Annotated in this window: 27 protein-coding genes; 19 read left to right on the forward strand and 8 right to left on the reverse strand. The window is 31.9% G+C overall.

Annotated elements, in window-relative coordinates; genetic code table 11:
- The first annotated feature begins 14 nt into the window (after positions 1-14).
- The 15 genes from ACLGLP_RS01615 to ACLGLP_RS01685 all read left to right on the forward strand — a co-directional run bounded on the left by ACLGLP_RS01615 (position 15) and on the right by ACLGLP_RS01685 (position 9,904).
- Positions 15-290 carry a DUF2281 domain-containing protein gene (locus ACLGLP_RS01615; RefSeq protein WP_492113196.1) on the forward strand — a complete coding sequence of 92 codons (276 nt, stop codon included), beginning with the start codon at positions 15-17 and terminating at the stop codon, positions 288-290.
- 55 nt (positions 291-345) lie between these two features.
- Positions 346-546, forward strand: a complete 201-nt coding sequence (locus ACLGLP_RS01620) for a hypothetical protein (RefSeq protein WP_492113197.1) — start codon at positions 346-348, stop codon at positions 544-546.
- Positions 547-624: 78 nt separating this feature from the next.
- Entirely contained in the window at positions 625-792 is a 168-nt protein-coding gene (locus ACLGLP_RS01625) for a type II toxin-antitoxin system RelE family toxin (protein ID WP_492113721.1), read from the forward strand.
- A gap of 135 nt (positions 793-927) precedes the next feature.
- The gene (locus ACLGLP_RS01630; RefSeq protein WP_492113198.1) at positions 928-1,935 is read left to right on the forward strand and encodes a class I SAM-dependent methyltransferase; all 1,008 of its coding nucleotides are present in this window, start codon (positions 928-930) and stop codon (positions 1,933-1,935) included.
- On the forward strand, positions 1,922-2,917 hold the full coding sequence (locus tag ACLGLP_RS01635; RefSeq protein ID WP_492113199.1) for a glycosyltransferase: 996 nt from the start codon (positions 1,922-1,924) through the stop codon (positions 2,915-2,917). Before ACLGLP_RS01630 ends, ACLGLP_RS01635 begins: the two co-directional genes overlap by 14 nt.
- A complete protein-coding gene (asnB, locus tag ACLGLP_RS01640) occupies positions 2,905-4,818 on the forward strand; it encodes an asparagine synthase (glutamine-hydrolyzing) (RefSeq protein ID WP_492113200.1) in 1,914 nt (637 codons plus the stop codon). Before ACLGLP_RS01635 ends, asnB begins: the two co-directional genes overlap by 13 nt.
- Positions 4,815-6,020 (forward strand): glycosyltransferase, encoded by a 1,206-nt coding sequence (locus ACLGLP_RS01645; protein WP_492113201.1) that lies wholly within the window; start codon positions 4,815-4,817, stop codon positions 6,018-6,020. The genes asnB and ACLGLP_RS01645 overlap by 4 nt, the downstream gene beginning before the upstream one ends.
- A 3-nt stretch (positions 6,021-6,023) precedes the next feature.
- Entirely contained in the window at positions 6,024-7,142 is a 1,119-nt protein-coding gene (locus tag ACLGLP_RS01650) for a glycosyltransferase family 4 protein (RefSeq protein ID WP_492113202.1), read from the forward strand.
- A 12-nt stretch (positions 7,143-7,154) separates the two neighbouring features.
- A complete protein-coding gene (locus ACLGLP_RS01655; RefSeq protein WP_492113203.1) occupies positions 7,155-7,253 on the forward strand; it encodes a hypothetical protein in 99 nt (32 codons plus the stop codon).
- Positions 7,254-7,364: 111 nt separating this feature from the next.
- Positions 7,365-7,490 (forward strand): hypothetical protein, encoded by a 126-nt coding sequence (locus tag ACLGLP_RS01660; RefSeq protein ID WP_492113204.1) that lies wholly within the window; start codon positions 7,365-7,367, stop codon positions 7,488-7,490.
- A gap of 69 nt (positions 7,491-7,559) precedes the next feature.
- Positions 7,560-7,790: a hypothetical protein gene (locus ACLGLP_RS01665; protein WP_492113205.1), complete on the forward strand. Its 231-nt coding sequence runs from the start codon at positions 7,560-7,562 to the stop codon at positions 7,788-7,790.
- Positions 7,790-7,906: a type II toxin-antitoxin system RelE family toxin gene (locus ACLGLP_RS01670; RefSeq protein ID WP_492113206.1), complete on the forward strand. Its 117-nt coding sequence runs from the start codon at positions 7,790-7,792 to the stop codon at positions 7,904-7,906. Before ACLGLP_RS01665 ends, ACLGLP_RS01670 begins: the two co-directional genes overlap by 1 nt.
- 63 nt (positions 7,907-7,969) lie before the next feature.
- Positions 7,970-9,043, forward strand: a complete 1,074-nt coding sequence (locus tag ACLGLP_RS01675; protein ID WP_492113207.1) for a glycosyltransferase family 4 protein — start codon at positions 7,970-7,972, stop codon at positions 9,041-9,043.
- Positions 9,044-9,068: 25 nt separating this feature from the next.
- Entirely contained in the window at positions 9,069-9,536 is a 468-nt protein-coding gene (locus ACLGLP_RS01680) for a hypothetical protein (protein ID WP_492113208.1), read from the forward strand.
- Between the two features lie 8 nt (positions 9,537-9,544).
- Positions 9,545-9,904: a molybdenum cofactor biosynthesis protein MoaE gene (locus ACLGLP_RS01685; protein WP_492113209.1), complete on the forward strand. Its 360-nt coding sequence runs from the start codon at positions 9,545-9,547 to the stop codon at positions 9,902-9,904.
- Here the strand turns inward: ACLGLP_RS01685 and ACLGLP_RS01690 are convergent.
- A complete protein-coding gene (locus ACLGLP_RS01690; RefSeq protein ID WP_492113210.1) occupies positions 9,901-10,479 on the reverse strand; it encodes an epoxyqueuosine reductase QueH in 579 nt (192 codons plus the stop codon). The two genes, ACLGLP_RS01685 and ACLGLP_RS01690, sit on opposite strands and share 4 nt — an antisense overlap.
- Before the next feature lie 111 nt (positions 10,480-10,590).
- On the opposite strand from ACLGLP_RS01690, the gene ACLGLP_RS01695 reads away from it, so the two are divergent.
- Complete coding sequence (locus tag ACLGLP_RS01695) at positions 10,591-11,163, forward strand: CDP-alcohol phosphatidyltransferase family protein (protein WP_492113211.1); 573 nt, start codon at positions 10,591-10,593, stop codon at positions 11,161-11,163.
- Here the strand turns inward: ACLGLP_RS01695 and mtaB are convergent.
- From mtaB to ACLGLP_RS01725, 6 genes are read right to left on the reverse strand one after another with little or no spacing between them, the layout of a single operon-like run.
- A complete protein-coding gene (gene mtaB / locus ACLGLP_RS01700; protein ID WP_492113212.1) occupies positions 11,112-12,488 on the reverse strand; it encodes a tRNA (N(6)-L-threonylcarbamoyladenosine(37)-C(2))-methylthiotransferase MtaB in 1,377 nt (458 codons plus the stop codon). The genes ACLGLP_RS01695 and mtaB overlap by 52 nt on opposite strands.
- A 16-nt stretch (positions 12,489-12,504) precedes the next feature.
- Positions 12,505-12,705 (reverse strand): hypothetical protein, encoded by a 201-nt coding sequence (locus tag ACLGLP_RS01705; RefSeq protein ID WP_492113213.1) that lies wholly within the window; start codon positions 12,703-12,705, stop codon positions 12,505-12,507.
- Positions 12,689-13,186: a nucleotidyl transferase AbiEii/AbiGii toxin family protein gene (locus ACLGLP_RS01710; RefSeq protein WP_492113214.1), complete on the reverse strand. Its 498-nt coding sequence runs from the start codon at positions 13,184-13,186 to the stop codon at positions 12,689-12,691. Before ACLGLP_RS01710 ends, ACLGLP_RS01705 begins: the two co-directional genes overlap by 17 nt.
- Before the next feature lie 2 nt (positions 13,187-13,188).
- Complete coding sequence (locus ACLGLP_RS01715) at positions 13,189-13,983, reverse strand: ATP-grasp domain-containing protein (protein WP_492113215.1); 795 nt, start codon at positions 13,981-13,983, stop codon at positions 13,189-13,191.
- A gap of 6 nt (positions 13,984-13,989) precedes the next feature.
- Positions 13,990-14,451: a nucleotidyltransferase substrate binding protein gene (locus ACLGLP_RS01720; RefSeq protein WP_492113216.1), complete on the reverse strand. Its 462-nt coding sequence runs from the start codon at positions 14,449-14,451 to the stop codon at positions 13,990-13,992.
- Entirely contained in the window at positions 14,448-14,747 is a 300-nt protein-coding gene (locus tag ACLGLP_RS01725) for a nucleotidyltransferase domain-containing protein (RefSeq protein WP_492113217.1), read from the reverse strand. Before ACLGLP_RS01725 ends, ACLGLP_RS01720 begins: the two co-directional genes overlap by 4 nt.
- Positions 14,748-14,815: 68 nt before the next feature.
- Here ACLGLP_RS01725 and ACLGLP_RS01730 point away from each other — a divergent pair, with 68 nt between their 5' ends.
- Complete coding sequence (locus tag ACLGLP_RS01730) at positions 14,816-15,040, forward strand: DUF2905 domain-containing protein (RefSeq protein WP_492113218.1); 225 nt, start codon at positions 14,816-14,818, stop codon at positions 15,038-15,040.
- Here the strand turns inward: ACLGLP_RS01730 and ACLGLP_RS01735 are convergent.
- Complete coding sequence (locus ACLGLP_RS01735; RefSeq protein WP_492113219.1) at positions 15,024-16,373, reverse strand: ArnT family glycosyltransferase; 1,350 nt, start codon at positions 16,371-16,373, stop codon at positions 15,024-15,026. The genes ACLGLP_RS01730 and ACLGLP_RS01735 overlap by 17 nt on opposite strands.
- 70 nt (positions 16,374-16,443) lie before the next feature.
- Here ACLGLP_RS01735 and ACLGLP_RS01740 point away from each other — a divergent pair, with 70 nt between their 5' ends.
- Positions 16,444-17,517, forward strand: coding sequence for a Gfo/Idh/MocA family protein (locus tag ACLGLP_RS01740; RefSeq protein ID WP_492113220.1), 1,074 nt, complete (start codon positions 16,444-16,446; stop codon positions 17,515-17,517).
- Positions 17,518-17,519: 2 nt separating this feature from the next.
- Positions 17,520-18,638: a DegT/DnrJ/EryC1/StrS family aminotransferase gene (locus ACLGLP_RS01745; RefSeq protein WP_492113221.1), complete on the forward strand. Its 1,119-nt coding sequence runs from the start codon at positions 17,520-17,522 to the stop codon at positions 18,636-18,638.

Raw genomic sequence — 18,638 nt, forward strand, 5'->3', positions numbered from 1 at the left:
TTTGGTGAGGGAACATGCTTATTTTTTTACCTCTCCTTGTGGTATATTTTATAAAAAGATTTGAAGGAGATAAACCAATGGAAACTCTTAAAGAGATGATTGATAAATTGCCATCCGAACTTCAGAGTGAGGTAAGGGATTTTATAGAGTTTTTATTAGAAAAGAAAATGAGAAAAGCTAAGAAAAAGCCGAAATTTGATTGGGCAGGAGCACTCAAAGATTTGCGAGATCATTATACTTCTGTAGAGCTTCAGCATAAGATTGTAGAATGGAGAATCGGTGTCCAATGAAGTTATTATTAGAGAAAAAGGTAAGACATTACTTGATTAAAAAGGAGGGGTCAAAATGGAAACCATTATAAGCACTGAGGAACTAAAAAGAATAATTAAAGAAGTAGTTGAAGAAGTAATAAGAAAAGAATTTTTGGCATTAAGATTGAATCTATTACCTTATGTAGATAATAAAGAACAGGAAGAGCTTGAAAAACTTTTTGGAAATGCTCCAGATATTGATGAAGTACAATACGAAGAGGAAATTAATCTATAATGTGGAAATTTGTATATAGAAAACAAGCTTTTAAATTTTTAGAACAAAATAAACTATTAGAAGAGACTAAAATTAATTATTAAATTCCTTAAGGGAGAAAAAGTAGATATTAAAAAGATGAAGGGAAATTGGGAAGGATATTTAAGGTTAAGAATAGGGAATTATAGAATCATTTTTAGAATAGATTTTGATAATAATATAGTAGATATAGTAAAAGCAGGCTCGAGAGAAGAAATTTATAAGTAATTTTATCTTAAATTTAAGAGGAATAAGTATGCCTCTAATTTAAACATACCATGAAATATAAGAAATCTTTAAAATACTAATGAAACAGGTAAAAAGAACTTAAGAAAGCTACAAATCGTGCAAAAGGAAAAATTCATGCCTAAATGCCCTATATGTGAAACCTTGGTAGAGGATAACTCTTACACGGAGACCTATACCTCGCCTTTTAACAATCAGGAATATAAAAAATACGAGTGCCCGAATTGTGAGCTTCACTGGTGGGAACCGCTAAAGATTATTCCTGAGTTTTATGAAAGTGAGGTATTTGAAGGTTATATCTCTTTTCACGAGGGCATAAGGTCAAGGATTGGATATCATCATCAGCAATTTTTTACGCACTTTCCCAAAGCTGTAAAAGGTAGACTCCTTGACATAGGCTGTGGAGATGGGGTCTTTTTAAGAGAAGCCCAAAAACACGGCTTTGAGGTCTGGGGAATAGATTTTGATTCAAAAAGCATAGCAACTGCCAAAAAATCTCTTGGAGTGGATACCCTGTTTGCTATGAGTCTTGAAGAGTTTTACGAGTATGCCAAGAAAAACAACCTAACCTTTGATGTGATTACCTTTTTTGAAGTCCTTGAGCATCAGGACAATCCTAAGAGATTTTTAGAGATGGTAAAGGAACTTTTAAAGCCCGAAGGCTATATAGGTGGTTCTGTGCCAAATAGGGAGAGTTATTTTGAAATAGACCTATATCAAAGGATAATCTCATATATTGATAATCCTCCTCATCACTTTCTCAGGTTTTCTGCAAAAGCCTTGGAAAACACTTTCAAACTCTGTGGATTTTCTGATGTAGAGGTTTATAAAACTGACTTTCCAAAAGAGGAGCTTCCTCTCTATCTTGAGAAAAAATTTTTTGGAAGTTTAGATAAAGTTAAGCTCTGGCTAAAAGGAAAAGCCCTTGGCAATCAGAGACTTGCAGGTGCAGTGGCAGTAGAAGACCTTGAAAAAATAAAACCATCTTTTCAGGCAAAGATTTTGAAAGTTTTAAAGAAAGCCAGATTTTTCATATTTCTACCTCTAATTGCCCTTTATTCAGGAAAGCTTAAGGGGAATGGGATAAATCTTTATTTTCAGGGGAAGAGAAATGTCAAAAAGTAAAAATCCAACTGTTTCAGTAATAATGAGTGTATATAGAGAACCTATTGAGTGGCTTAAGGAATCTATAGAATCTATTCTAAATCAAACATTTAAAGATTTTGAATTTATTATAGTTTTAGATGAACCTAATAATCATGAAGCTGAGAAAATAATTTTAGAGTATGTAAATAAAGATTCACGAATTATATTTATAAAAAATACTGCAAACATAGGCTTAACAGAATCACTAAATAAAGCTTTAAAAATTGCTCGGGGTAAATATATTGCAAGAATGGATGCTGATGATATAGCATTAGAATATAGATTAGAAAAACAAGTTAATTTTTTAGATAAAAACAAAGATATATCATTAGTTAGTAGTTGGGTTTATAAAATAGACGAATATGGTAATATATTTGGATGTATTACTCCACCAAATTTAGATAGAAAGAATTTACAAAAAGTTCTATTAAGTGGACATAATATATTTTGCCATCCTACATGGATGGTTAGAAAAGAATTATATGAAGATTTGAAAGGGTATAGATTAAAATATGCTGAGGATTATGATTTTATATTAAGAGCGATAGATTCCGGTTTTAATCTTTATATTATGCCAGAATTTTTACTAAAATGGAGAATAAGTCAGCAAAAAATTTCTGTAAGAAAAGCTCTACTGCAATATAAAACTATGTTATTCGCTATTAAGCTAAAAAAACAAAGAGAAAAATATGGACAAGAACTTTATAATGAAAAAGAGTATTATGAATTTTTAAAAAATTCAAAATTAACAGAATACTTATATAATCTTTCCATAAAGTATTTTGTAAAAGCCAATAATTATAGAAGTCAAAAAAATTATATCCCATTTATTTTAAACTTATTAGTCTCATTACTTATAAGCCCCTTACAAGCAAAAAGATTCTTTCATTTACTTTATGGAAAGTTTATTCTGTTAAAAAATTCAAAACAATATAATTCAATAAAACAATGTGCCGAATAGTTGGATTTTTGGATTTTAACTATAAAAAAGATTACGACCTAAATTCTATCATTGAATCCATGCGGGATACCCTTACCCACGGAGGACCCGATGATGCAGGGCTTTACATAGACCCATCTTTTCCTCTTGCCCTTGGACATAGAAGGCTTTCTATCCTTGACCTTTCTCCTCTTGGACATCAGCCTATGGAATTTGAAAATTTTGTTATTACTTATAATGGCGAGGTGTATAACTTCAAGGAAATAAGAAAGGAGCTTGAGACCTACGGATATAGCTTTATCTCTAACTCTGACACAGAGGTTATCCTTAAAGCATTTCACAGATGGGGATTTAATGCGGTTCATAAGTTTAGAGGTATGTTTGCCTTTGCCATTTGGGACAAAAAAGAAAAAAGGTTAATCCTTTGTAGAGACAGAATGGGAGTAAAACCTCTTTATTACTATTACAAAGACGGGCTTTTTATCTTTGCAAGTGAGCTTAAAGCCTTTCATAAGCACCCCAAGTTTAAAAAAGAGCTTGAAGAAAAGGCACTATCTCTATTCTTAGAATACGGATACATCCCTGCACCTTATAGTATCTTTAAAAATACCTACAAACTTGAGCCCGGACACTTTCTTATCCTTGAAAAGGATGGAACTTTAAGAAAGGAAGCTTACTGGAAGGTGGAAGACTTCTTCATGGAAGGGCAGAGGGAAAGAGAAAAATGGCTAAAAAGGTCAGAGGAAGAATTGGCGAAAGAGCTTGAAGCACTTCTTACGGAAAGCTTTAAATTAAGACTTGTCTCCGATGTCCCTGTAGGAATGTTTTTGAGTGGGGGAATAGACTCATCCACAGTGTCTGCCCTCCTTTCCAAGGAAGGAATAAAAATAAAAACCTTTACCATTGGTTTTTATGAAAAGGAATATAATGAAGCACCCTTTGCCAAAAAGGTAGCGGATTATCTTGGAACAGACCACACGGAGCTATACTGCACCCCAAAAGAAGCCTTTGAGATAATCCCAAAACTTCCAGAGATTTACGACGAACCTTTTGGAGACTCTTCTGCTATTCCCACTTATTTAGTTTCCAAGCTTGCAAGGTCTCAGGTAAAGGTATCTCTTTCTGCTGACGGGGGAGATGAGCAGTTCTGCGGATATACAAGATACTGGATGATAATAGATAGAATAAATAAACTTTCACGATTACCATTTAAAGGAATTATTTCAAAAACTCTAAATCTCATAAGCCCAGAATTAGCTTTAAAACTCTACAACGCCTTTAAGCCCATACTTCCCAAATATACCAACTTTAGGGATAAATACATAAAGCTCAGAAATGTCTTAAAGGCTAATACATTACTTGAACAATACGACCTTGCGGTAAGTTATTTCCTTGAGGAAGACTTACAAAAACTTGGTCTTAAACCTTACAGGGAAAATTTCTTAAGCCTTAACTCCCTTGACCCATATTCTTCTCTTATGCTTCTGGATTTGAAGACCTATCTCGTAGATGATATACTTGTTAAAGTTGATAGAGCCACTATGAGCGTCTCCCTTGAAGGAAGGGAGCCTTTCCTTGACCACAAGATAGTAGAATGGACAAGCAAACTTCCTTCTGAATTTAAGTATAAAAATGGAAAGAGTAAATATCTTTTGAGAAAGATTTTGTATAAATACATCCCACCTGAGCTAATAGATAGACCTAAACAGGGCTTTGGAGCGCCAATATACGAGTGGTTTAAGAAGGATTTAAAGGAACTCTATTTGGAATATCTTAACGAAGAGAGAATTAGAAAGGGGGGAATCTTTAACCCTCCAGAAGTTAAAAGGCTTCTTGATGATTATATTCAGGATAGGAGAGTTAATCACAATAAACTCTGGCTTTTATTTGTTTTTGAGCAGTGGAGAGAAAGGTGGATGTGAAGGAATTCTATTTTCTTATAAACTCTCTTGCAGGAGGGGGAGCAGAAAAGGTAGCACTAAGGCTTTACGAAAGACTAAAACCTCAAAAAATCATTTTGCTTGAAAAAGATGTTGCTTATTCTGTCCATCAGGGAGCTTTAGAATTCTTAAGCAATCATACTAAAAACACTAACCCAATTTTGAAAATCCTCTACATCCCTCTTTATGCGCTAAAACTTAAAAAATGTATTGAAAAAGAAAGCACTATTTTGTCCTTTCTTGAAAGGGCAAATTTTGTAAATGTGGTTGCTAAGATTTTTCTAAAACATAGAGCTGTTATCTCTGTTCGTATGGACCAGATAACGGGACATAAAGGAATTAGAAGTTTAAATAAGGTTCTTGCCAAACTTCTTTATCCAAAAGCAGATTATGTGATTGCAGTATCTTACGGAGTAAAAGAAAGCTTAATAAATCTTGGAGTTTCAGTAGAGAAGATAAAAGTCATCTATAACCCCTATCCCATTGAAGAGATAAGAGAAAAAGCCAAAGAGCAAGTAGAAAAAGTTTTTGAAAAATCCCAGTATATCATCACCACAGGAAGGCTTACCAAACAAAAAGGTCAGTGGTATCTTTTGAGAATTTTTAAAGAACTCAAAAAGTCTTATCCTGAGCTAAAGCTTTTAATCCTTGGGGAAGGAGAGCTTAAAAGCTATCTCGTTGAGCTATCTGAAAGTCTTGGACTTAAAACTTTCGTGTGGGATAGGGACGAATTGAGTGATAATTTTGATACTTATTTTCTTGGTTTTAAGAAAAATCCTTTTAAGTATGTCTCAAGAGCAAAACTTTTTGTCTTTCCTTCTTTGTGGGAAGGCTTTCCTAATGCTTTGGTTGAGGCTATGGCTTGTGGGGTACCTGTTATTTCTTCTGACTGCAAAAGTGGTCCAAGGGAGATATTGGCTCCAAATACGGATTTTAGATATCAAACCGAAAAGGCGGAATTTGCGGATTATGGAGTTTTAATGCCTGTTTTTGAGGATAGATTTTTAGATGCTTTTGAGCCTTTGACGGAAAAGGAAAGGCTTTGGGTAGAGGTGATAAAGAAGATGCTTGAGGATGAAGAATTAAGAAAAGAATACTCAGAAAAAGCTTTAAAAAGAGCTTACGATTTTCATGTGGATAAAATTATTAAAGAGTGGAAAGAAGTTCTTTATCAAGAGGGATAATCCTTGAAAGTAGTTCTTACCTCTAACACCTCTTGGTCTTTGTGGAATTTCAGGCTGGGGTTGATGAAAGCTTTAAAAGAAAAGGACTTTGATGTCTATGCGGTTGCTCCTTACGATGAGTTTTCTGAAAATCTAAAAAAGGAGTTTAAATATTATGAGATTAAAAATCTTGATAGAAAAGGGACTAATCCTTTTAAGGATTTAAAGCTTTTGATGGAATACATAAGAATTTATCGCAAGATAAAGCCGGATTTAGTTATAAACTTTACCATAAAGCCAAACATTTATAGCTCAATAGCTTGTGGATTTCTTGGGATAAAGTGTGTAAGCGTAATAACTGGGCTTGGATATGTTTATGTAAAGGGTGGTATTTTGGAAAAGTTTGTAAGCACACTTTATAAAATAGTCTTTAAATTTAATAAGTATGTGATGTTTTTAAATCAAGATGATTTGCAAACTTTAGTGAGAAGGAGCATAATTAATTCACAAAAAACAATTCTGTTAAAAAGTGAAGGTATAAATGTTGAGTATTTCTCTCCAGATTTTTGCAAAAACATAACCAAAGAAAAAGATAAGTTCATCTTTCTTATGGTCTCTCGCCTTCTTTGGGACAAGGGAGTGGGGGAATATGTAGAAGCTGGCAGAAGAATAAAAGAAAAATATCCTTATGTAGAACTTTGGCTTTTAGGTGCTTTAGATAAAGGGAATCCTTCCGCAATTCCAGAAGAAAAGCTAAGAGAGTGGGAAGGCATTATAAGGTATCTTGGGGAGACCAAAGATGTGAGACCTTATGTATGTCAAGCGGATTGCGTGGTTTTGCCTTCCTATAGAGAAGGCACACCAAGGACCCTTCTTGAGGCTATGGCAATGGAGAAGCCCATTATTACAACGGATGCACCTGGCTGTAGAGAGGTTATCAGAGATGGGGTTAATGGCTTTATGGTAAAACCAAGAGATGTAGAATCCCTTTATGAAGCTATGGAAAAGATGATAAAATTACCTGAAGAGAAAAGGCAAGAATTTGGAAAAAAAGGAAGAGAATTAGCTCTGCAAGAATTTGACGAAAAAATTATTATTAAAAGATATATGCAAATTATAGAAGATATCTTCAAAAATAATTAACTACCTTTTAATTTGAGGACTTCTCTTGAAATCATTGAGATTCAGACAGGTAAATATGTAGAAGAGGATGATATAGTCAGATTTGAGGACGATTGGGGAAGAGAAAGCTAAGATTTGTGAAGGAGGCAAGGTCTTCTCTCTTCTTTGGAATATTTATGGCTCTTTTAGTGGAATGGTGGAGTAATAAAAGGCACACCAAGAGTTCTTCTTGAAGCCATGGCTATGGAAAAGATGATAAATTTATCTTTTGAAGAAAGAAAAGTAATGGGAGAAAAAGGAAGGTCCTTAGTATTAAAGGAATTTGACGAAAAAATTGTAATTGCAAAATATTTAGAAATTTATAAATAAATTGTATAATGCTTGAAAAGAAGCTTTTTAAGATTAAAATTTTTAATAAGTAATATCGGGGAGGGTTTGATGGGTAAAATTTTAATAGAAATAGAGATAGAGAAAGAAGAATTAAAGACATTGATTGAAAATGCAATTGAAGAAAAATTAATAGAACTTTTTGGTGATCCTGATGAAGGGCTGAAAATAAAAGATACATTCCGAAAAAGATTGTTAAAACAGAGAGAAAAAGTAATCGCAGGAGAAAGAGGATTATCTTTAGAAAAGGTCACAAAAGACCTCGGCTTTGAGTCATTTTAATGTATCAAGTTCGGTTTCTTGATGAGGCTATCGAGGATCTTAAAAAATTAGATAAACTTACTATTCAGAGAATTTTTAAAAAATTAAAGTGGGTTCAGAAAATTTTGAGAATTTAAAACACGAAAGGTTATCGGGTGACTTAGAAGGTTTTTATATTTATAAATAAAATTAGCTAACTAATGTTAAAGTATGCAAGTTTAGCCTTTTTTGTCTCTTTTTTTCTTTGTTTGATATTTATTGTATTTAGCAAAAAAATCAGCTTTTTTCTCACTGATCACCTGCATGTAGGACCACAGACCTTTCACACCCGTCCCACTCCAAGAATTGGCGGACTTGCCATTTTTTCAGGAATAGGTCTTGCCCTTTTACTTTCCTATTTAATAAAAGAACCCTTTTCCTCAAATTATGCTCTTTTAATTTTATGTGCATTTCCTGCCTTTTTAGCAGGTTTTACTGAAGACATAACGGGAAAACTTCATCCAAAGATAAGAATGCTTTTTTTAATTGTTGCAGGAGTTTTAGCCTTTTTTCTTTTAAATGCTAAGATTACTCGTATAGACATTCCTCTGGTAGATGCTCTTTTAAAAACAACTCTTTTTTCTCTTTTATTTACAGTTTTTGCTCTTTCTGGGATTTCAAATGCTATAAACATAGTTGACGGTTTTAATGGACTTGCAAGCATGGTTTCCATGATGATTTTTATGGCAGTTTCTTATGTAGCCTATAAACTCGGAGACTACGAAATCACTACACTTTGCGTAACTGCAAGTTTTGCGCTCCTTGGCTTTTTTCTTTTAAATTATCCTTTTGGATTAATTTTTTTAGGTGATGGAGGGGCTTATTTTACGGGTTTTCTCATTGGATTAGCAGTTATTCTTCTCGTTTACAAACATCCTGAGGTTTCAGCCTGGTTTGCTCTAACAGTAAACATCTACCCAGTATACGAAACCCTGTTTTCTATTTACCGAAAAAAAATCTTGAGAAAAAGATCTGCTATGGAACCAGATGGACTTCACTTCCATATGCTGATTTATAAAATTTTAATTAAGTGGCTTTTTAATTTGTATGAGCCTGAAATAAGAAATCCTTTAACCTCTGTTTTTCTGTGGGTGCTTAATGCCTTTGCTATAGTTCCTGCCCTTTTATTCTGGAATAATACGAAACTTCTCATAATTTGTTGCATTTTTTTCTGCCTACTTTATACTTATCTTTACTGGAAAATTTTAAAAATGAGAAAAATTGGAATTAAGTAGCAAAAAATTTTTTGAATAAGTTAAATTGGAGAACAAAATTACAACAAAACAAAAGCAAGTTTATTTAATAAAAGTCAATCCTAAAGACTTAAAAGACATAGAATTTGAAAGAACTGTAAGAGAAAAATATTATGCGTATTTTGGTAAGTTATTGAGAAAAAGTAAACTTGTTTCTTTTGAAGAAATATCAGCTCTCCTTGATGAAGCCGAAGATAAAAAATTAATTACCGAAGAACAAAGACTTTCAGTTTTTCAACTTGATTTAATAATAAGTGGTGAACTAAAACACACCAAAAAAGAAGTTTATTTGGCTGTAGAAGTCAGTTATAGTCTATACGAAAAGGACATAGAAAGAGCTTTAGAAAGAAGTAACATCTTAGCTACTATTTTCAAAAAAGAAGTAATTCCTGTTGTAGTTGCAGTTGAAGTTAAAAGGGAGTTAGAGAAAAAAGCTGAAGAAAGCGGTGTTCTTCTTATAAAAGCAGATTTTTAAGTTTTTTTATGATTTTTAGAGATTACAATTCCTATTTAACCAAAAAAGAGGATTTAACGGAAAGTCTTAAAGGGAAATACGGATGCATGGTGGAGTTTAATGGATTTGTGAGAGAGTATGATTTAAAAAGAGAAGAAAAAATCCCTGCTAAAGGGCTTGAAATAAAAGATATTGTTATTGAAAAACTAAAAGAAATAAGAGAAGAAGCTATCAAAAAGTATGACCTTTTAGAAGTCGTTATTTATCACGCAACTGGCTTTTTAAAGGTAGGAGAAAGGGTTACCTCAATTGCTGTTTTTGCAAGACATAGAAATTCCGCTTTTTCAGCTTTAGCCTTTATCATTGATGAGGTGAAAAAATACCACTAATCCTTTAAACCTTTTAAATCTTTTATCAGTTCTTTTCTTCTTTTCTTATAATATCTTTCTTCTTCACTAAAAATGCATCCACAATAACCTTGCCTGTAAATATTGAGAATTTTAGAAGCTTCCTGCCCTTCCTTATAACCCACTCTAAAATCCTCATAAAAGAAAGGAATTTTGTAGCGATAGCTCAAATCTTCTGCCATTTCTTTTATTAAGGTATGATTTTGATGGATGCTGTAAAGCATAGTAGTTGTAAAGGCTGAGGCTTTTAATTCCAAAGCCTTTTTTACTGTTGCCGAAAGTCTCATAAAATAGCATCTTTCACATCTTTTACCTGGTTTGTCCCAGAGCATAAAGGATTCACTAATAAATTTTCTAAGCCCGTATTCTTTATCCCAAATAATGTCAAAATTTTTTATCTTCTGAACCTCTTCCAATGCTTTTATTCTCTGACGAAATTCTCTATAAGGATGGATGTTTGGATTGTAAAAATAACCTACGAAAGACAAATTATTTTTTCTAAAATAATCTACTACATAAAGACTGCATGGTCCGCAACAAATATGAACTAAAATCATAATTTTAATTTTACTCCCAATTCAAACCTTTTAAACCTTTCTCCCTTTATAAGCGTATTTAAGAGGTGCAAAAATTTACGAATTTTTGGTTTTAAGCTATAATTTAAATTTATGCAAATAAAATGGAAGGATTTATTAAAATTGCCAAATCTTTTAAGTTTATATAGATTGATACTTGGACTTATTTTTCCTTTTCTTTGGTTAGAAAAGGTTCAGCCCAAAATCTTACTCTTTTTAATTGGAACAGCTATTTTAAGCGATACCTTTGACGGAAATATAGCAAGAATATTCCAGCAAAAAACAGACCTTGGAAAAATTTTAGATCCAATTGCAGATAAAGTTTTTATAAATATGCTCTTTGTTTTACTTTATTTAAACAAAAATATATCTTTAACTTTTCTTTTAATCATTTTAGGAAGAGATATAGCTATACTGTCCGGAGCAACTATTCTTTTTTTAAAATATCCAGATCAAATAAATTTTAAGCCTACATATCTTGGTAAGACCTGCACAGTTTTTCAACTACTATTTTTATTCTTATGCTTTATAAACCTATTTATAAAACCAATAAACGAATTTTTTATTTTCCTTTTTTCTTATGCAGTAATATTTTTCACTCTTCTTTCAGGTTTTCAATATGCCTTTTTATTCTTAAAATCTTTCACTAAATCTCCAACAAGATAATTTTCTTTAAATTCAGTAAAATTTACTTTAACGATTTTTTTTCTTAATTTATCATTATTTTCTTTTAGATTTACAAATGTAGATATGTAATTTTCAGAAAGTCCCTTCCACATACCAGCCTTTTCGTCAAATCTTTCAAGAACCACTTTTCTAATTTTTCCAATCTCATTTTTAAGAAACTCTTTCCTTTTTTCTGTGAAAAGAGCTTTTAAAATTTCCTTTCTTTCTTCTATAATTTTAGAAGAAACTTTATCAGGGAGCTTTTCTGCAGGTGTTCCGTAACGAGGAGAAAAGGGGAAAATGTGAAGCCAGTTTAAAGGTGAATTTTTACAGACCTCGTAAGTGTCTCTAAAGTCCTCTTCTTTTTCTCCTGGAAAACCAACTATTACATCAGCCCCAAAAGTTGCATGAGGACATATTTTGTAAAGTTTGAGGAGGGTTTCTACATATTGCTCTTTGGTGTAATTTCTGTTCATTAGCTTTAAAATACGATTTGAACCACTTTGTAAAGGAATGTGAAAATGGGGAGCTAAAAATTGAGTTTTTTTAACAAAATCTAAAAAATCCTCATCTATTTCATTTACTTCTAAAGATGAAAGCCTCAGGTTAAATTCTTTTCCCTGAGATTTTAAATATTCCTCAATTTCCCACAAAAGTTCAGTCAGTTTCTTTTTTGGTTTAAAGTCTTCTCCCCACTTTCCAAGATGAATTCCTGTAAGAACTATTTCTTCATATCCGTTTTCAACCAAAATTTTTATGCTCTCCAAAACCTTTTCAGCAGGCACACTTCTTGGAGCACCTCTTACATAAGGAACAATACAATAACTGCAAAAACTATCGCATCCGTCTTGAACCTTAACAAAAGCCCTTGAATGATTAAAAAATTTACTTAAAACTATGGGGAAACACATTTTTTCTTCTGAAATATCCTCAACCAAAACCAAACCATCCCTCTTTTCTTTTTCAATTTCTTTTAAAATTTCTGCAATTTTAAATTTTTCTTTCTGTCCTAAAACTAAAAACTTTGTATTTCCGTTTTTGAGAAATTTTTCGGCAATTTTTAAAGCCTCCTTTCCAAATCTTTGGGAATAGCATCCTGCAAGAACAACAATTTCTGGTTCAAATTTAAGCCACCTTCTAATAATCTTACGAGTTTCAGCCTCTGCTCTTTCTGTAACGATACAGCTATTTAAAATTAAAGTATGGGCTTTTTCTTCTGAAGAAAGACAAAATCCTTCTTTAATTAGACTTTCTACGATATATGCACTCTCTACCTGATTTACTTTACATCCAAGTGTTTTTACAAAAAAGCTTTTTTCTTTCATATTTTAAGATATAAGTTCACTCCTCTTCTTTTATAGCAGATTCAAAGGTTTTGAAAAATCTTATTCTTTTTTCCTGCTTTTTTATCTTTGGTTTAATTTTAAAAAACTTTTCGTAGGCTTCAAAAATCTGATACAGTTTTTCGAGTTCTTTTAAGGTTTTAAGAGAAAATTCCAAATCTTTTTCTGCTTCTTCAAAACTTTTATACTTTTTTATCATTTTTTTTAATTTTCATCTTTTTTAAAAGATTTAACCAATAAAGATCTACTTTATCCCTTTCACGAAATTTAGAAGCTCCTTCTTTCATCTTTATTAATAAGTTAATACTTGCAACAGGAATTTTTAAGCCCTCTTCTATTTCCATCCATTCTATATTTTTTTCTACTTCTTCCCAATTGATCATTTCTCCAACTTTCATTATTAAGTCAACATTAAAACCTGCAGGCGTAGTATATCTGATAACCTGATATTGTATGTCTTCTTCTTTAATTTCTTTCAATTCTTCGTCTTGAAAGATATCATATAAGCACTTAATAACTTTTTTAAAATTATCTTTCTCAGGTTCTATAAAAAGATCTAAATCTGAAGTTTTTCTGTCAATTCCGTACAAGTTTAAAGCTATTCCTCCTACTACGCAAAAGTTTACTTTTTCATCTATAAGTTTTTTAAAAATTTCTTTTAAAAAATTTATATCAAGCATTTTTAAGTATTTTTTTCCAGAAAATCTTTAATAGCCTTTCTTAAATAATTTTCGTATTTTTTTTCTCCTATTGCCCTTCTTCCAAAAACAAAATTAAACTCACTTATTAAGGGATTTTCATTTTTAAAAAGAAAGTCTATGGCAACGAGATTAAAGTGGGTATTTCTTATAATTTTGCGAGTAAGCTCGAGAACTTTATTCTTAAGTCCTTTTTTGGGGCAAGGAATTATCCTTCCTTCTTGAGAGATGTTTTTTTTGAATCCACCCTCTCTAAAAACCACCAAAATTTTTTCTCCAATAACATAAGCTCTTGCATCAAATTCGCAATTTATATATTCCTGCACGAGAAAGCCAAATCTTCCTTCTCTTTCCCAGGTTTTAATTTCCTTAAAAATCTTTTCAAGCTCTTTTTCGTTTTTCACCAAAAAAACCTCTTTACCTTCATCTCCATAATTTCCTTTAATTATGCAGGGAAAGTTGATTTTAAAAATTCTTTTATATGGATTTTCCTCAATCCCGCAAAGTCTTGGCACAATAATAGTTTCAGGATGAGGAAGATTTAAAAGTTTAAAAAGCATAATCTGACCGATCTTACCTGGATAAAGAAATCTAAATGTGTATTCCGGAAAAACTGGAATACCTGAATTTTTAACAAAAAAATAAATTTCGGGAGAAACGGTTTGAGGAAAAATAACAGCCTTCGCTTGAGAAAGAATCTCAAAAATTTTGTTATTTAAGGGCTCAAATTGAAAAAAATTATAATCTCCTTTGAAAGTAGATAAAAAGGAAACAATCATTGACAGCTAACTTTCTTCTACTCTTTCTAATTGGGAAATAAGCAATTTTAATTCTGAAATAAGTGAATTTACTTTATTCAAAGCTTCTGCAATTACTCCTTCTTCCTCTGGATATTCGTGGGTTAAAGTGTTTCTAAGTTCTCTCATGGTTGCCCATTTTTCCCAATTAATAGCTAATCCCCTTTTTTCTGCTAGATGAATTATGTCCCTCATAAACAACTCTTCAGTTTCTTCTCCCTTTAGTGCTAAATAAACTCTTAAAAGTTTTCCAATACTTTCTTGCAATTTCGAAAACCGATAAGCTATAGTATCAAGTAAACTCAAACTCTGCAAATTTTCTTTTAACTCTACTACATCCTTTTCAGATAAAGGAAAACTTTTAACTTTTTCAAGTTCTTTTAGAGCTTTTTGCAAAATTTCGTAATGTCTGAGGGTATCTTTAAGAAATTTTTGATATTTTTCACTCAAAGTTCAATCCCTTCTTTTAAAGCAATTTTCTCTATCTCTCTTTCTGGGTCTTTTTCCAGGATAACATCAATTTTTTGCTCCCCAAGCATTTCCCACAATTTTATTATAAATTTAATTCTTTTTTCAAACAAATTTTCTTTAACCTGTGGTTTAATGTAAAGATCTATGTCTCCTCCTCTTTTTGAAGGATCTGTTCTGCTCCCAAAAAGATACACTTTCGTTCCTTTACCAAAAATTTCTTCGGCACTCCTTTTTATGATTTCTATTTCTTTTTCAGAAAGTCTTATCTTTTTCATAATCAAGATTTTAAAACATAACCTGAATATTGCAATTTTAACATCTTTTTATAAAATTTTTTAAAGCTATGAATGAACTTTCAGGACTTGGCAAATTTTTGATAATTCTTGGAATGTTAATAATTGCTCTCGGTTTACTTCTTACCTTTCTTCCAAAAGTGCCATACTTAGGAAAACTTCCTGGAGACATTTACATAAAAAAAGGAAACTTTACCTTTTATTTTCCTCTAGCAACTTCAATCTTATTAAGCATTCTTTTAACCATTTTGCTTAACCTTATTTTGAGAAAGTAGCCTTGTAGTAATACCAAACCCTTCCCTTTTTATAAGGATCTTGAAAAACCAAAGCTGGTATAAATTCGTTTATTTTTTCAGTAGCAAATACTCCATATCCTTTTTTAAGGAGTTCCCAAACATCCCTCTTTTCTTTTAAAACTGGTATAGGTTTTTCAGAATAAAAAATAAAAAGCGGATTTTCTTCTTTATAAAAAACCTTATTTTCTTTTTTTGGGAAATTTGCCTTTATAATATCAATTTTATACCTCAAATCTTCAAGAGAATTAAACTGAATTGCTAAAATAGCTAAACAATTTAAAACAAAAAGGATAACACCAAAAGATAAAAGAAATCTAAAGGAGTAAAGATTTAACAAAAGGTTAGTCAAAAATAAAGCTACAAAAGGATACAAAAAAAGAAGATATTTGTCAAATTTTTCTCCTGTAAAACTTAAAAGCAAAATAGATATGCCAAAGGCAAAAAGATAAATTTTCGTATCATCATTAAGAAGTAAAACTACTTTCTTAATGATAGTGCGGATTTTTATCAAAATTAGAATTATCCAGGGAATAAAGTTTAAAAACAAAGCTTTTAAATAGTAATAAAATGGATCTCCTTTGCCTGCAATTCTTTTTGAAATATCAACATCTATAAATTCCTTAAAAACACTTGGTCCAAATTTTAAATACCCAAAAACATACCAGGGTAAGGAAAGGAGAATAAAAAGTAACCACCCTTTGGGAAAAAAAATAGCTTTTAATAAATTTTTGTCTTTAAAAATAAAAGCATAAATTAGCAAAGAAAGAAGGAGAAAGAAGTGAAGTGGACCTCTTACTAAAAAAGCAAAAGAAAAAAAGAGATAAAATAGATATACATATTTGACTTGAGAAGTGTTTTTAAATTGTATGAGAAAGTAAAAGCTTGTTATAGTAAAAAATACAAATAAAGGCTCAAGATCTATACGATAAACAAAAGAAAGAAATCTAAAGGAACTAAACAAAATTAAAAAACTGAGGATAGTTTTTAAAGGGTCCCTTTTTTGGAGTTCATATAAAATAAAGGCTGTTAAGAGATAACTTAAAAATGAAATTAGGCGCAGAAAAAAGATTTCAGAAGAAAAGAGATTTCCCAAGGCAAAAAAAGGGATAGAAATCCAGGTATAAAGAGGTGGTTTAGTGAAGTAAGGTTCTCCATTATAGGTTGGAATGAAAAAGTTTCCGTACCAGGTTTCCTTTGTTATAACGACCCTTCTTGCTTCTTGATAAGAAAGAATGGGCAAAAAGTATGAAAATACAAGAAAAATAAGTAAAACCAAAACAAAGATACAAAAAAATTTTTTACAATATTTCATTTTAGGTTATTAAATTTAATCCCCAAAAAATTCTTTACAATATTTTAAAAAGAAGTAAAATGGAGAACCTATGGAATTAAGGATAGCCATAGTTGGTTGTGGTAAAGCTGCAGAAAGGCATCTTAAAATTTATCAGGCTTTACAACAAGAGGAAAACATAAAAATCTTAGCCGTTTCTGATTTAAATCCAGAAAGGGCCAATTATTTTGCCAAAGTTCTATCTGCCAAACCATACTCTGATTTTCAGGAGATGCTTAAGAAAGAAGATGTAGATGTGGTTGATCTTTCCGTTCCTTCTGGACTTCATGCTAAAATAGGAGAGGTCATTCTAAAAAAGTTTAAAAAACACTTACTTGTTGAAAAACCTTTAGCCCTTACTTTAAAAGATGCTTACAGGATTTTAGATCTCTCAGAACGACACAATTTAAAAGTCGTTACTATTTTTCAAAATAGAGCAAACCTTCCTGTTATTAAATTAAAGGAATTACTTGATAAAAAAACCTTTGGGAAAATTGTTTTAATTTCAGTTAAATTTTATTGGAGTAGAAGACAAAACTATTATGATAGTGCTTCCTGGAGGGGGACCTGGTCTCTTGATGGAGGAGCACTTGCACAACAGGGATGTCACTTTGCAGACATAATGACCTATTTTGGAGGGGAAGTAGAAAGTGTCTTTGCTAAAATGGGAACATATCTTGTTAACATTGAAGCTGAAGATCTTTTAGTAGGGACATTAAAATTTAAAAACGGTGCCCTTGGAACAATTGAAGCTACAACCTGTGCGAGACCAAAAGATATAAAAGCTGAAGTAGTTATTTTAGGAGAAAAAGGCTCAGCAATTCTTGGTGGTTTTGCCATGAATCGTTTAGACTATCTCGCAGTTGAAGGGATGGAAGATGTTCAACCCCTGATAGAAGGTTTTAAAGAAAATCCACCTCATCCTCTGGGATTTTCCCATTATAACTACATCAAATCAGCTATTAAATTTTTTAAAACCGGAGAAAAAGATCCATTTTTAGCGGTAGGTGAAGAGGCTTTACCTTCTCTTGAACTTATAATTGGGCTTTATGAGTCTGCTGAAAGAGGGAAAGAAGTGTTTTTCCCTTTTAAACCAAAATTGTGTAAACTTGGAAAAGGAGTTTAAAAATGAGAAAAATTCCTTTGCTTGATTTGAGAAGAGGATTTAAAGAAATAGAAGAAGAAGTTTTACAGGGTATAAAGGATGTATTTTCTTCTATGAAAGTATTAAACGGTCCTAATTTGCAGGCTTTCGAAAAGGAATGGGCTGAATATTTAGGAGTAAATTTTGCATTTGGCTGTAGCTGTGGAACTACGGCTCTTATTATGAGTATGATTGCTCTTAACATAGGAAGAGGAGACGAAGTTTTGGTTCAGGCAAACGGCTTTATTGCAGACCTTGAAGCTATTTACTTTGTTGGAGCAAAACCCGTCTTTCTTGAGGTAGATCCAAAAACCTTTGGTCCTGATCTTGAAGACCTTAAAAAGAAAATCACTCCTAAAAGCAAAGCATTGCTTTTGATTCACATGTACGGGCATCCGAATGAAATGGATGAAATTTTAAAAATATGCGATGAATACGGGCTTATCCTCATAGAAGATGCTTCACATGCTCATGGTGCAGAGTACAAAGGCAAAAAAGTTGGGACCTTTGGAAAAGTCGGATGCTTTAGCTGTGGTCCTGTCAAAAATCTCAATGCTATTGGTGATGCAGGAGTTGTAGTAACCAATGATGAAAAAATAGCTTATAAACTTAAATATTTAAGGGTTCATGGTCAGGTAGAAAAAAATCACTCCTATTTCCCAGGATTTAATTCCCGTTTAGATGAAATCCAAGCTGTAATATTAAGAGCTAAACTTAAAACCCTTGATGCTAAAAATGAGAAAAGAAGAGAAATTGCAAAATACTATACAGAAAAACTCTCTCAAATCCCTGAACTCTTCCTACCTCCTCTTGATCCACCCTATAAAAAAAGCGTTTATCACCGCTATGTAATAGGAACAAAAAAAAGAAACGAACTTGCTGAATTTCTCAAAAACAAAGGCATAGAAATTGGATATTACTATCCCATACCTCTTCATAAACAAAAGGCATATCTTGAATTTTTCAGTCAACCTTATGAACTTCCTGTAGCTGAAAAGCTTGCTAAAGAACTTCTTGCTATTCCTATTTATCCAGAATTAACTCAAGAAGAGCTTGATTACATTGTAGAATCCATTTTCGAATTTTTTAAAAATTCTTCTTAG

The organism is Caldimicrobium sp. SLHALR3 (genome assembly GCF_058692735.1).